Below are 14,313 nucleotides of genomic sequence, written 5' to 3'. Positions count from 1 at the left end.
GGAGGCAAAACGATGGCAGATAATAGAAAAGTTGTTAAAATAAAAGAAGATAACCTTGGGGAAGTACATGTGGCAGATGAGGTCGTTGCTATTATTGCAGGACTTGCAGCAACAGAAGTAGAAGGAGTTGCATCCATGGCTGGCAATATTACCAATGAACTGGTGAGCAAACTTGGAATGAAGAATTTATCTAAGGGTGTTAAGGTAGAAGTGGCAGAGAAAACGGTCAGCGTAGAAGTAGCTTTAAATATTTCTTATGGTTATTCTATTCCGGAAGTATCTGAGAAGGTACAGGAGAAAGTAAAATCTGCAATTGAGACTATGACAGGATTATCCGTAGCAATTGTTAATGTCAGAATTGCAACGGTTGACATGAAAAATACGAAATAAAACTTTTGTGATAACCGCAGATGTAGTATAATAAAGAATGCTGTTAAAGCATTCTTTTTTATAGTTACATGGAAGACCAATAATGAAAGGATACAACATGAGCAGGAGAGAAATCAGAGAACAGATATTTAAAATGTTATTCCGTGTGGAATTTCATAGTGAGAAGGAATACGAAGAGCAGATGAATCTGTTTATCGAAGAGAATGAACCGATTGAGAAGCCGGATGAGAGTTATATTGAAGACAAATTTAATAAGATTATTGCTGTTTTAGAGGAAATCGATAAGATTATCAATGAATCATCCAAAGGCTGGAAAACAACCCGTATGGGCAAAGTTGATCTGACCCTGATTCGTCTTGCTGTATATGAGATGAAATATGAAGAGGATATTCCAACCGGAGTAGCCATCAATGAAGCAGTAGAACTGGCAAAAAAATATGGAACAGATGATTCACCGGCATTTATCAACGGAGTATTGGCAAAAATCGCATGATAAAGAAAGTATATGGGGTAACCCAGATTAACCGATACATCAGAAATATGTTTGCCCAGGATTTTGTCCTGCATCAGGTATGTGTGAAGGGTGAGGTATCGAATTGTAAATATCATTCCTCCGGTCATATTTATTTTACTTTAAAGGAAAATAACAGTGCCATCAGTGCAATTATGTTTGCCGGTAACCGGGGTGGTTTATCCTTTCGTATGAAGGATGGCGACAAAGTCGAGGTAACAGGTTCTATTGAAGTATTTGAACGTGATGGCAGATATCAGATATATGCAAAAGAAATTACACTTGCCGGTGCAGGGGATTTATATGCCAGATTTCTTCAATTGAAACAGGAACTTGAGGAAATGGGCATGTTTGCGGAAGAGTATAAAAAACCGATTCCGCAGTATGCCGGACGTATTGGAATTGTTACAGCACCTACCGGGGCTGCAATACAGGATATCCGTAATATTGCTGCACGAAGAAATCCTTATGTGCAGCTTATTCTATATCCGGCACTGGTACAGGGTGAGGGTGCCAAAGAAAGCATTGTAAATGGGATTCATGCATTGGATGCCATGCATTTGGACATTATCATTGTGGGGCGTGGTGGTGGCTCCATAGAGGATTTATGGGCATTCAACGAAGAAATTGTTGCAAGGGCAATTTTTGAATGTGAAACACCGGTTATTTCTGCAGTGGGACATGAAGTGGATTACACCATTGCGGATTATGTGGCAGACTTGCGGGCACCAACTCCGTCTGCAGCGGCAGAACTTGCGGTATATGACAGGAATCAGATGTTACAGCGGATACAGACTGACCGGGTACATCTGATGCGCAGCATGAAGAGTAAAATTGCTGTGATACAGGGACGCATGGAGACACTGAAGGCAAGATTAATGCAACAGAGTCCGGTATATCGTCTGAACAGTCAGAAACAGTATCTTGGGGAATTACAGTTTCGCTTAGAGCATGGCATGACACAGCAGTTAGATAAGAATAAGGCAAGACTTCGGATGTTAGCCCAGCATTTCGATGATATTTCGCCATTGAAACGATTGGGACAGGGATATGCATATGTTTCTGACAGCCGGCAGAATGGTTTAAAAAGTGTTTCACAGGTTTCAAAAGGAGAACAATTGCAGATCAGTGTAAAAGACGGAACCGTTAAGGCAAGAGTAGAAGAAATCATATGCCAGGAGGAAATCGGAAGATGACAGATTATACAATCAATGAAAATGAGACAGATAATATAACGGAAAAAAAAGAAAATGAGAATTTAGAGGATTTATTTGCAGAAGTGGAACAGCTGATTGCACATATGGAGGAAGACATTTCTCTGGATGAATCCTTTGTCTGCTATGAGCAGGGCATGAAGAAGCTGAAACACTGCAGTGAGCGGATAGATTCGATTGAAAAGAAAATGTTAGTGTTGAATGAACAGGGAATGCTGGAGGAATTTTAATGGATATGACAGCAGAGCTTACAAAGCGGACAGAACAGATTGAAAACATCATAAAAAAATATCTTCCGGAGGAAGAAGGCTATCAGAAGCAGGTAATTGAAGCCATGAATTATAGTTTTCTTGCAGGAGGAAAGCGGTTAAGACCAATGCTGATGTTGGAAACTTACCGTATGTTTGGTGGAAAATCAGAGGTAATTGAGCCATTCATGGCAGCCATTGAGATGATTCATACTTATTCTTTAATTCATGATGATCTGCCGGCAATGGATAATGATGAATACCGCCGCGGACGAAAGACAACGCATATTGTCTATGGAGAAGCTATGGCAATTCTTGCCGGGGATGGTCTTTTGAATTTTGCCTATGAGACAGCATTGACAGCATTACAGACGGAACAGACGCCTAATGTGGCAAAGGCATTGCTTGTATTATCACAGAAAGCCGGAATTTATGGTATGGTAGGGGGACAGACCGTAGATGTGGAAACGGATAAAACACAGTCTGTCACCAGAGACCAGTTAGATTTTATTTATAAATTAAAAACCAGTGCTTTGATTGAAGCGTCTATGTTAATCGGTGCAATTCTTGCAGGTGCCACGAAAAGCGAGCAGAAGATTATCGAAGAGGCGGCATCAGAGATTGGTCTGGCATTCCAGATACAGGATGATATTTTAGATGTTACCGGTAATCAGGAAGTGCTTGGAAAACCGGTTGGCAGTGATGCCAAAAACGAAAAGGCAACTTATGTTACATATGAGGGATTGAAAAAAGCACAGGAAGATGTGAAACGATATTCAAAACATGCAGTGAATTTATTAGAATCACTGGTGGTAAAAAATGAATTTCTGATTCATTTGGTAGAATATCTGATTCATAGGGAAAAATAAGAACTTCAGAAACCAAAGGAGTAAAGATACATGGTGCTGGAAAAGATTGAGCATGAAAATGATATAAAAAGGATAAATAAAAACGAACTTCCGATTCTGGCAGAGGAAATCCGCTCTTTTTTGATTGACAAAATATCAAAAACCGGTGGGCACCTTGCCTCCAATCTTGGCGTGGTAGAGCTTACCATGGCACTGCATCTTGCTTTTGATTTACCAGAGGATAAAATTATCTGGGATGTAGGACATCAGTCTTATACCCATAAATTACTGACAGGAAGAAAAGCCGGTTTTGATGAACTGAGAAAATACGGCGGCATGAGCGGATTCCCCAAACGTCATGAAAGTGATTGCGACTGCTTTGATACGGGACACAGTTCGACTTCCATATCCGCAGGATTAGGCTATGCTATGGCAAGGGAGATTACCGGAGAAAAGTACAAAGTCATCTCTGTTATCGGAGATGGTGCATTGACTGGCGGAATGGCTTATGAGGCATTGAATAATGCATCCAAATTAAAGTCAAATCTGATTATTGTTTTAAATGACAATAAGATGTCTATATCGGAAAATGTCGGCGGTGTATCCAGATATTTAAGCGGACTTCGTACCGCAGAATCTTATCAGGGATTAAAGAATGGTATTACGAATTCCCTGAACAGCATTCCGAAATATGGAGAACGTATTGTTGAGAAAATCCGTAAGACCAAAAATGGAATCAAGCAGCTTGTGATTCCGGGCATGCTCTTTGAAAATATGGGAATCCTTTATTTAGGACCGGTAGATGGTCATAATATTCCTGCCATGGTGAAATTATTCAAAGAAGCCTCTAAGGTGGAAGGACCGGTTCTGGTACATGTGATTACGGAAAAAGGAAAAGGATACCTTCCGGCAGAACGCCATCCGGCACGTTTTCATGGAACGGAAGCCTTTGATGTTGAGACAGGACTGCCTCTTGTGAAACGGGTAAAAGCCAATTATACCGATATTTTTTCTACGGTTATGCGTAAATTGGGCGACCGGGATGAAAAAGTGGTTGCCATTACAGCGGCAATGGCAGATGGAACCGGACTAAAAAGATTCCGAAATATGTTCCCGGAACGTTTCTTTGATGTGGGAATTGCAGAAGAACATGCAGTGACTTTTGCCGCAGGATTGGCAGCTGCCGGTTTGAAGCCGATTGTAGCGGTTTATTCTTCTTTCCTGCAAAGAGCATATGACCAGATTCTGCATGATGTCTGTATACAGGAATTGCATGTAGTATTTGCCATTGACCGTGCAGGACTTGTGGGCAGTGATGGAGAGACTCATCAGGGAATCTTTGATTTATCGTATCTTTCCTGTCTGCCGAATATGACAATTTTAGCACCTAAGAATAAGTGGGAATTATCGGATATGATAAAATATGCGGTAGATTTTTCCGGACCGATTGCAGTACGATATCCGAGAGGCGAAGCCTTTGATGAATTAAAGGAATACCGGGCACCGTTAGAATATGGTAAGGCAGAAGTTCTTTTTGAAGAAAGTGAAATTTTACTTTTGGCAGTAGGAAGCATGGTAAAGACAGCACTTACCGTAAGGGAACAATTAAAAGAAAAAGGTTATTCCTGCTCTCTTGTCAATGCAAGATTTGTGAAGCCTTTTGATGAAGAGCTGCTTCTTAAACTGCAGAAGAATCATAAGCTTCTGGTTACTCTGGAAGAAAATGTACAATCCGGAGGCTTTGGAGAGCATGTATTGGAATTTATGAATACAAATGGAGATGGTTCCATGGAGGTTTTAAATATTGCAATACCGGATGTGTATGTAGAGCATGGAAATGTAGAACTTCTCCGCAAAGAAACAGGAATTGATGCAGATGGAATTATCGGTAAGATTATAGACAGAAAGGCACAGTAAGAACGATGAAAGAAAGATTGGATGTTCTCTTGGTACAAAAAGGGCTGGCAGAATCCAGGGAAAAAGCAAAGGCTATGATTATGGAAGGAAATGTCTTTGTGGATGGACAGAGAGAGGATAAAGCAGGAACAAATTTTGATACAGAGGCAGAGATTGAAGTCCGGGGAAATACATTAAAATATGTCAGCCGTGGTGGACTGAAGTTAGAGAAAGCAATGAAGGAATTTGATATTTCTTTAGAGGGAATGGTCTGCATGGATATCGGCGCATCCACCGGCGGATTTACTGACTGTATGTTGCAAAATGGTGCAGTGAAGGTATATTCTGTAGATGTAGGATATGGACAGTTTGCCTGGAAATTAAGAAATGACCCAAGGGTTGTCTGCATGGAGAAAACCAATATCCGTTATGTAACGCCGGAAGATATTGCAGATGTCCTTGATTTTGCATCCGTTGATGTATCTTTTATTTCTCTTACCAAGGTGCTGGTACCGGCAAGGGAGCTGCTGCGGGACGGTGGAAGAATGGTCTGCCTGATTAAGCCGCAGTTTGAAGCCGGAAGGGAAAAAGTAGGAAAAAAAGGTGTTGTCCGTGACCCAAAGGTACATGAGGAAGTCATCCATAAGGTAATTGATTTTGCGTTGGAAAATGGATTTTCTGTTCATAATCTTTCCTATTCACCGATTAAGGGCCCGGAGGGAAATATTGAATATCTGGTATATATCGAGAAAAACAGCGAGAGCAAGAAGGAGGAGACCATTGATGTGGATGCCATCGTAGAGGCGGCACATACATCATTGTCCTAGATATATGAAGCATTTTTTCATAATTGTAAACGCACAAAAAGACAGTGAACTTATTTTTACCAATCAGATTATAGATTACATCAGGCGTAAGGGAGGAACCTGTGATTATTTTGCCAGCTTTGAGGAAGAAAAAGCGGAAGCAGTGGAAAAAGAAATTCCAACAGAAACCGAGGCAGTACTTGTTATTGGTGGAGATGGAACATTAATTCGTGCGGCACGCAATCTGGTAAAGAAAAATATTCCGTTGCTGGGAATTAATTTAGGAAAGCTTGGATATCTGTGTGAGGTAGAAGAGAATACGATATTCCCGGCAATTGATGAATTGATGGCTGACCGTTATACCATAGAGCAGAGAATGCTTTTAGATGGATATACCGTACAAAGTGGCGGAGAGAAGATTCAGAGGGTTGCGTTAAATGATGTGGTCATCCATCGTACGGGAGCACTTCAGATTGTGAATCTGAATGTTTATGTAAATGGAGAGTATCTCTATAATTTTAAGGCGGATGGAATTATTGTGGCAACACCAACCGGTTCCACCGGTTATAGTATGTCGGCAGGTGGCCCTATTGTGGATCCGAAAGCCAACCTTTTGCTGTTGACACCAATCAATGCACATACGTTGAATTCCAAGAGCATTGTAATCGGACCGGAAGATGAAATTACCATTGAAGTAGGCATGCGGAGAAGCCAGCGGGATGAGCAGGTGGAAGTGAGCTTCGATGGAGATTCCGGAGTGGAACTTAAGGTTGGTGACAAGATTGTAGTGCATAAGGCAGAAGAATCCGTAGGGATTATTCGTTTGAGTAAGATTAGTTTCCTTGAAATTTTGCGGAAAAAGATGCAGAATTATACATAACAGGAGGGACTGTAATGAAGATAGGACGACATGCAAAGATTCTGGAATTAATTCAGAAGAATGAGATAGGCACACAGGAAGAATTATCAGCAAAGTTGGAGCAGGAAGGATATCATGTGACACAGGCAACGGTTTCGCGGGATATCAGAGAGTTAAAACTGACTAAGGTAGCATTGAGCAATGGCCGTCAGAAATATGTAGCTTTATCTGAAAATAGGGAGGACATGACAGAAAAGTATGTCCGTGTATTCCGGGATGGTTTTGTATCTATGGATATGGCACAGAATATTCTTGTGATTAAGACGGTATCCGGAATGGCAATGGCAGTTGCGGCAGCATTGGATGCCATGGATTGCCATGAAATAGTAGGAAGCATTGCTGGAGATGATACAATTATGTGCGCTGTCCGTACCGTAGAGGATACCACAGCGTTAATGGGACGTCTTCGCCGGATTATGGAAGATTAGAACGGAAGACGAGAGAGAGTAGAAGGAGAAAATATGTTAAGAAACCTGCATGTTAAGAACCTGGCACTCATTGATGAGGCGGAAGTCGATTTTGAAAAAGGTTTAAATATCCTGACCGGAGAGACGGGAGCCGGAAAATCAATTATCATTGGTTCCATTAATCTGGCTCTGGGAGAAAAGGTATCCAAAGAGATGTTAAGGGATAATGAGGAGAATGCCTTTGTGGAGCTGATTTTTGATGTAGAATCAGATGCTTTAAAGAAAGCACTTTCCGGGCTTGATGTTTATCCGGAGGATGATATGCTGATTTTAAGCAGAAAGATTTCCGGAGGAAGAAGCATCGCCAAAATCAATGGGGAAAGTGTTCCAGCATCAAAGATGAAAGCAGTTTCTGCGTTGCTGATTGATATTCATGGACAGCATGAACACCAGTCGCTGCTTAAGAAACAGAAGCATTTAGAAATCCTTGATGATTATGCAAGAAATGAACTGTCGGACATCAAAAGTGAGTTGAAAGAAACTTATAAAAAGTACCGTGAAGTTACAAAAGAGCTAGAAGAAGCTTCTCTGGATGAAGAGAGTCGGATGCGGGAATTATCTCTTTTAGAATATGAAATCCATGAAATTGAAGAAGCTGCATTAACAGCTGGCGAAGATGAAGTTTTAGAAACAAAATACCGGAAGCTTCTGAACGGAAAGAAAATTATGGAAGCAATTCATGCAGCCCATGGATTACTCAGCATGGAAGACGGCAGTGCATCGGAGCTGACCGGAAGAGCTCATAGAGAATTGTCATCTGTGGCAGATTATGATGATGCAATTCGTGGGATGGCAGATGAACTTTTGGAAATTGATAATCTTTTGAATGATTTGAACCGGGAAATTGCAGACTATATGGATGAGGCTGAATTTGATGATGAGACTTTTGCCGGGACAGAACAGCGTCTGGATGAAATCAATCATCTGAAGGCAAAATACGGTCATACGATAGATGAAATTTTAGCATCCTTAGAGGAAAAGCAGGAAAAGGCAGAAAAATTACAAAATTTTGATATGTATCATAAGAAGCTGCTGCAACAGGAAAATGCATTAAAAGAAACATTGCAGAAGCAGTCAGAAAAAGCATCTGCAATCCGCAAAAAATATGCGAAGGAACTGGCAGAAAAAATCAGGGAGCAGTTAGTAGATTTGAACTTCTTAGATGTTCGTTTTGAAATGAAATTTGAACAGAAAGAGACTTTTGGAGCAGATGGCTTTGATGAAGTGGAATTTGTCATTGCAACCAACCCGGGAGAGCCATTAAAACCACTTGGCAGCGTAGCATCCGGTGGAGAATTATCAAGAATTATGCTGGCATTAAAAACAGTGCTTGCTAAAAATGATGAAATAGAAACCTTGATTTTTGACGAAATTGATACAGGAATCAGCGGAAGGACGGCGCAGATGGTATCTGAAAAAATGCATATGATTGCAGAACATCATCAGGTAATCTGCATCACACATCTGCCGCAGATTGCTGCAATGGCAGATGCCCATTTCAGTATTGAAAAATCCGTAGAAAATGAGACAACCATTTCTACCATACGAAGACTCACCGAGGATGAGCAGGTAACTGAATTAGCAAGAATGCTTGGTGGAGTGAGGATTACAGACACCGTATTGGAAAGTGCAAGAGAAATGCTTAACCTGGCACAAAATGCTAAAAAATAAACGATTGAATCAAACAATAATACACATAATAAAAACAGGATATTCAATGAATATCCTGTTTTTATTTTACGCGGGAAAGCTGTAAAGAGAGTTTCCTGTAGTTATTATGCCTGTAGTGAGGAAAATATAATGCGGATGAGATTAATAAGAAAAAGCATAAAAAATATATGGCAGATTATAGTGATTGTCTGGCTGGTATTTGCTTACCAGCTTATGTTAAATATGGTTCCGGATGAAGTAAAACTTATCGATGGTGATTTAAGTAAACTGGACATTTCCATGCCGGTGACCTTCGAATGCCGGGATTCCGGAAAGAGATTTATCGATACATCTGTAATGGAAAATCAGCAGCTGCAAAGCAGCATGGACAAGGCCGGTGCCGAAAGAAATGAAATAGATATGGCTTCAGATACGGTTGTTTTACGAGCAAAGCTCTTCGGAATTATACCAATAAAAGAGGTGCAGGCAGATATTGTAGCGGAACAGGAGGTCTATGCCAGCGGGGAAAATATTGGTATTTATGTGCAGACGGATGGCATCTTTGTCATTGGAACGGGAAATTTTGAAGGGATGGATGGAGTACTGTATGCACCGGCACAGAATGTTTTAAAGAGTGGAGATTATATCTGTGCAGTAGATGGAAAAAAGCTTGAAAATAAGGAGGCGTTAATGGATGCTGTCGATAAATGTGAAGGAAAATCTTTAGTGCTTCGGATACGTCGAAATGGAGAAACATTAGAATTATATATACAGCCCAGATTGTCAAAAGAAGAAACGTATAAGCTGGGGGTATGGGTAAGGGATGATCTGGCAGGAATCGGAACACTTACCTATATCAGTCAGGATGGAAGCTATGGGGCACTGGGACATGCGGTAACAGACATGGATACCGGAAGTATGCTGGAAGTGGGGACAGGAAAACTTTATAACAGCAGACTGGTGGGAATCGTAAAAGGAGAATCCGGTAAACCGGGTGAATTATCAGGAGTCATTAATTATGAAGAAAAATATTGTATGGGAGATATTGAGGAGAACTGCGAACGAGGAATCTATGGAACATTACATGAAAAAAATAATTTGCTGGAACATGCCGTAGCTTATCCGGTTGGTTATAAGCAGGATATTGAACCTGGAGAAGCAGAAATTATCAGTGATATCGACGGAACGATAGCGCATTATAAGATAAGAATTACGGAAGTTAATTATCGGAAGAATAAGGAGAACAAAAGTATTTTATTTGAAGTAGAGGATGCGGCACTGTTAGAGAGCACCGGAGGTATTGTACAGGGAATGAGCGGCAGCCCGATGGTCCAGAACGGAAGGCTGATAGGTGCAGTTACCCATGTGTTCGTCGATGATGCAAAGAAGGGGTATGGTATTTTTATTGAGGATATGTTAGAGATGGGGAAAACGTCGAATCCATAAGAAAAAACAGTTTATAATTTAACGACATGTTTCGACATAATTTATGTCAGGATATAATTATGATACAAAATGTATAAGGGGAAGAAGGCAGCCGTTGTCTCCCAGACGACATTGATGTCGAAATAAGATGAACGCTTTAGCTTGAAACGACAGAAAAGTTGTGTTTAAATACAAGTAGTTTCATCTTTGCACAAAAGAGTGGAAACGGCAGGAGGTTTGACATGGAAAAATTAAATGTAGCAATTGCAGATGATAACGAGAGAATGGTACAGCTTTTAGATGAAATCGTAGCCAGCGATAAGGATTTGCAGGTGGTTGGTACGGCAAAGAACGGGGTCGAAGCATATGAGATTATCAAACATAAACAGCCGGATGTTGTTTTATTGGATATAGTTATGCCAAAACTTGACGGACTTGCACTGTTAGAAAAAGTAAAAAAAGATAAATCCATAAGAAAATGTCCTAGTTTTATTATTATCAGTGCGGTAGGACAGGACCGGATTACAGAAGATGCATTTAATCTGGGGGCGGATTATTACATTATGAAGCCCTTCGATAATGATATGATTATCAATCGGATAAAAAGTACAAGAGTGCTCCGGGGAATGAATGCTGTGGAATCAAAAAAAGTCGGAGCATATGAGAAAAAGCCTTCGGCAAAGCCGGAGGATCTGGAAAGTAAAGTGACAAATATTATACATGAAATAGGAGTTCCGGCACATATCAAAGGATATCAGTATTTGCGTGAAGCAATTATTATGTCGGTAAATGATATTGAAATGCTTAATTCCATTACAAAAATACTTTATCCGACAATCGCAAAAAAATATCAGACAACAGCCAGCCGCGTAGAACGTGCTATCCGCCACGCAATAGAGGTGGCATGGAGCCGTGGCAAAATGGACACGATTGATGAGCTGTTTGGGTATACGATAAACAATGGAAAAGGTAAACCGACGAATTCAGAATTTATAGCACTGATTGCAGACAGAATCCGCCTGGAATATAAAGCGTATTAAAAGGGTGGTTTCTACAAAAACGGCAGCAAAATATAGTATCTGAATCAGACAGTTTAGGTATTTTCTGCTCCCCCATAACGTGGTATAATGAGCGTAAGCAATGAGCAGTGCAGCTGACAGAAATGCGCGATACTGTGCTTGCACAAAGTATCGCGTATTTCTGTCGGCTGATAGGGCGAATGCCCGTACATCGAGAAAACCAATGGTTTTCGAGATGCACTGCGAAAGAAAGCACAGCGTATTTGCGAGTGTGAGCGTAAATAGGGCGAATGCCCGTACATCGAGAAAGCTGTAGGCTTTCGAAGATGCACTGCGAAAGAAAGCGCAGCGGATTTGCGAGTGTGAGCGTAGATAGGGCGAATGCCCGTACATCGAGAAAGCCGTAGGCTTTCGAAGATGCACTGCGTATTTGTAAAAAGGGTATCAGATTTGGGGGTAACAGAAATGAAGCGGGTATTATTTGTTACATCAGAGGCAGTTCCATTTATCAAAACAGGCGGCCTTGCAGACGTAGCAGGTTCACTGCCAAAATATTTTTCAAAAAATGAATATGAAGTCAGCGTCATGCTGCCGAAGTATATGTGTATCCGTGAGGATATGCGTAAGAAAATGCATCATATATTGCATTTTTATGTAGATTTGGGCTGGCGAAAACAATATGTAGGAATACTGGAGGCAAAGGAAGATGGAATCCAGTATTATTTTATTGATAATGAATTCTATTTTGCGGGAGACAGACCATATAATAATATTTACGAAGATGTAGAAAAATTTGCATTTTTCTCAAAGGCAGTATTAGAAGCATTGCCGCATATGAATTACCAGCCGGATATTATTCATTGCCATGATTGGCAGACGGGACTGGTTCCGGTATATCTGGAGAATATCTATAAGAAAAATGTATTTTACCAGAATATGAAAACGGTATTTACGATACACAATCTACAGTTTCAGGGGCGCTGGAATCTAAAGGCAGTAAAAGATATTACCGGATTGCCGGATGCTCTTTTTACACCGGACAAATTAGAGTCGTATGGAGAGGGAAATTATCTGAAGGGTGGTATTGTATATGCAGATGCTGTAACAACGGTAAGTCCTACATATGCTTATGAAATAACAACTCCGGATGGTGGCGAAGGCTTGGATGGTCTCATTCGCAGTAACAGCTATAAATTAAGCGGTATTATTAATGGAATCGATTATAATGAATATAATCCGAAAGCGGATCCAAAGATTGCTTATTTATATGATGCCAATGATTTAGAAGAGGGCAAGCGGAAAAATAAGCAGGCACTTTTAAAGGATATGAATCTTCCGTATTCGGATGATGTGATGTTAGTTGGAATTGTTTCAAGAATGACAGAGCAGAAGGGATTTTCACTGGTAGATTATATGATGGATGAACTGCTTTCTTCCGGTAAATTTGAGATTGTTGCCTTAGGAACCGGAGAGGAACGTTATGAGAATATGTTCCGATATTATGAGAGCAGGTATCCGGACAGACTGAAGGCAAATATTATGTATTCCGAAGAAGCAGCGCATAGAATTTATGCAGCATCAGATGCTTTTTTGATGCCATCTTTATTTGAACCCTGCGGTCTGAGCCAGTTGATGAGTCTTCGTTATGGAACAGTACCGGTGGTTCGCGAGACCGGTGGCTTAAAGGATACCGTAGAGCCATATAATGAGTATCAGCATACCGGAACAGGTTTTACTTTTTCCAATTATAATGCTCATGAAATGCGAGACAGTCTTCTTTATGCATATCAGGTATTCCATGAGAACCGGACCGGGTGGCTGGATATCGCAAGACGTGGCATGGAGCAGAATTTCTCCTGGTCCAGTTCTGCAAAGGAATATGAAAAATTATATGCTAGATTGTAGTCCTTTCTTCTGGCATAGAAGTAAGAAGCTTTTCAGAGCGGGAATAGAAATAAGCGTGATCGGATAAGATTTCTTCTTCCTCAACCTGAGTGGAATTTACTTCATGAATCATAGCATTTAAATCCTGTATACAGGTTCCGGGCAGAACAGGAAGAATCAGAAATTCATGAATGCTGCTTGGAATCAGATAAAAATCACATGTGAGCTTATCTGCAATGGAATCTAAAAGATTTGGATAGAGAATGCAGGAAGCACCATAGAGTCTGGCTTTATTGGTTAATACATAAAGCGGTGTTTCGGATTCTTCTTCCATGCTATCGGCAGGAAAGGGCATTGGCATAAGCTTATTGAGTAATGGCATTAATGGTTCAAAATCAGCAGGAAGCTGTGCCGGCGTATTCTCTAAGGCATAAGAATATAAATCATCTGCGGAGACGTTCCAGTAGGAAAGATGAGTGGAACGAATCAGAATAGTGGCGTTTCCCTGACTTGAGCTAGATAAAAGACAATAAAAAACAACTGCAAAATCAAGATAACGAAAATGAGGAATTTCTTTGAGGAGTTCCTCATTTTTCTGATAGTGAATCAGTTTAAAGAGGATGCGGTGCCGTACATTTTCAAAATTAGTAAAGAATGCTACATCGACAGAACTGCTGGGACGGTAAGCCCGGTAAATTTCCCGGATATGTAAAATAATGTTATGTATACTTTTCCCAGCCTGATATTCTTTGTAATAATCATTGAGATAAATAGTGGGAGAAATGTTGCAGCCCTTTTGCAGAATAGTGAGTCCATCCAAAGTAACGCCATTATTTTTTTGGATTTTATGCAGCTGAATCGTAACATCTGTATCAAACAGAGAATGAATTTGTAACTGGATTTCAGTAAGAAATTGTTGATATGTCATAAAGACCTCCTGGTTAGAAATGGTAAAAATGAATAAATAGAAAAGAAAGTCCATGGATTATTCCAATGGACTTTCAATATATCATCTTGTGTCTTGAATAACAAGAAA

The 14,313-nt window shown here is 40.4% G+C and carries 14 protein-coding genes; 13 read left to right on the top strand and 1 reads right to left on the bottom strand.

All coding sequences use genetic code 11. From position 1 onward, the window contains the following. Positions 1-12: 12 nt before the first annotated feature. The 13 genes from DWX96_RS09700 (at position 13) to glgA (ending at position 13,298) form a co-directional block, all read left to right on the top strand. The gene (locus tag DWX96_RS09700; protein WP_022243233.1) at positions 13-390 is read left to right on the top strand and encodes an Asp23/Gls24 family envelope stress response protein; all 378 of its coding nucleotides are present in this window, start codon (positions 13-15) and stop codon (positions 388-390) included. Between the two features lie 97 nt (positions 391-487). Then, positions 488-883: a transcription antitermination factor NusB gene (gene nusB, locus DWX96_RS09695; protein WP_197420811.1), complete on the top strand. Its 396-nt coding sequence runs from the start codon at positions 488-490 to the stop codon at positions 881-883. Continuing rightward, complete coding sequence (gene xseA / locus DWX96_RS09690) at positions 880-2,097, top strand: exodeoxyribonuclease VII large subunit (protein ID WP_118057367.1); 1,218 nt, start codon at positions 880-882, stop codon at positions 2,095-2,097. The genes nusB and xseA overlap by 4 nt, the downstream gene beginning before the upstream one ends. Beyond that, a complete protein-coding gene (xseB, locus tag DWX96_RS09685; protein ID WP_117698581.1) occupies positions 2,094-2,345 on the top strand; it encodes an exodeoxyribonuclease VII small subunit in 252 nt (83 codons plus the stop codon). Before xseA ends, xseB begins: the two co-directional genes overlap by 4 nt. Beyond that, complete coding sequence (locus tag DWX96_RS09680) at positions 2,345-3,232, top strand: polyprenyl synthetase family protein (RefSeq protein ID WP_117698580.1); 888 nt, start codon at positions 2,345-2,347, stop codon at positions 3,230-3,232. Before xseB ends, DWX96_RS09680 begins: the two co-directional genes overlap by 1 nt. Positions 3,233-3,262: 30 nt before the next feature. Continuing rightward, positions 3,263-5,128, top strand: coding sequence for a 1-deoxy-D-xylulose-5-phosphate synthase (dxs, locus tag DWX96_RS09675; protein WP_118057366.1), 1,866 nt, complete (start codon positions 3,263-3,265; stop codon positions 5,126-5,128). Between the two features lie 5 nt (positions 5,129-5,133). Next, on the top strand, positions 5,134-5,934 hold the full coding sequence (locus tag DWX96_RS09670) for a TlyA family RNA methyltransferase (RefSeq protein ID WP_118057365.1): 801 nt from the start codon (positions 5,134-5,136) through the stop codon (positions 5,932-5,934). 4 nt (positions 5,935-5,938) lie between these two features. Next, positions 5,939-6,793, top strand: coding sequence for an NAD(+)/NADH kinase (locus DWX96_RS09665; RefSeq protein WP_118057364.1), 855 nt, complete (start codon positions 5,939-5,941; stop codon positions 6,791-6,793). A 14-nt stretch (positions 6,794-6,807) separates the two neighbouring features. Beyond that, entirely contained in the window at positions 6,808-7,260 is a 453-nt protein-coding gene (gene argR / locus DWX96_RS09660) for an arginine repressor (RefSeq protein WP_117841127.1), read from the top strand. Positions 7,261-7,293: 33 nt separating this feature from the next. Then, complete coding sequence (recN, locus tag DWX96_RS09655; RefSeq protein WP_117841126.1) at positions 7,294-8,970, top strand: DNA repair protein RecN; 1,677 nt, start codon at positions 7,294-7,296, stop codon at positions 8,968-8,970. A 135-nt stretch (positions 8,971-9,105) separates the two neighbouring features. Then, positions 9,106-10,395 (top strand): SpoIVB peptidase, encoded by a 1,290-nt coding sequence (spoIVB, locus tag DWX96_RS09650; RefSeq protein ID WP_158561844.1) that lies wholly within the window; start codon positions 9,106-9,108, stop codon positions 10,393-10,395. A gap of 221 nt (positions 10,396-10,616) precedes the next feature. Next, a complete protein-coding gene (spo0A, locus tag DWX96_RS09645) occupies positions 10,617-11,414 on the top strand; it encodes a sporulation transcription factor Spo0A (protein WP_118057362.1) in 798 nt (265 codons plus the stop codon). Positions 11,415-11,858: 444 nt separating this feature from the next. Then, on the top strand, positions 11,859-13,298 hold the full coding sequence (gene glgA / locus DWX96_RS09640) for a glycogen synthase GlgA (protein ID WP_118057361.1): 1,440 nt from the start codon (positions 11,859-11,861) through the stop codon (positions 13,296-13,298). Here the strand turns inward: glgA and DWX96_RS09635 are convergent. Further along, complete coding sequence (locus DWX96_RS09635) at positions 13,288-14,205, bottom strand: DUF5688 family protein (protein WP_118057360.1); 918 nt, start codon at positions 14,203-14,205, stop codon at positions 13,288-13,290. The two genes, glgA and DWX96_RS09635, sit on opposite strands and share 11 nt — an antisense overlap. Positions 14,206-14,313: the final 108 nt, after the last annotated feature.

The organism is Roseburia sp. AF22-2LB (assembly GCF_003461125.1).
Taxonomy (GTDB): domain Bacteria; phylum Bacillota; class Clostridia; order Lachnospirales; family Lachnospiraceae; genus Roseburia_C; species Roseburia_C amylophila.
The sequence above is the reverse complement of the archived record's forward strand: the minus strand, read 5'-3'. Positions and strand labels throughout refer to the sequence as shown.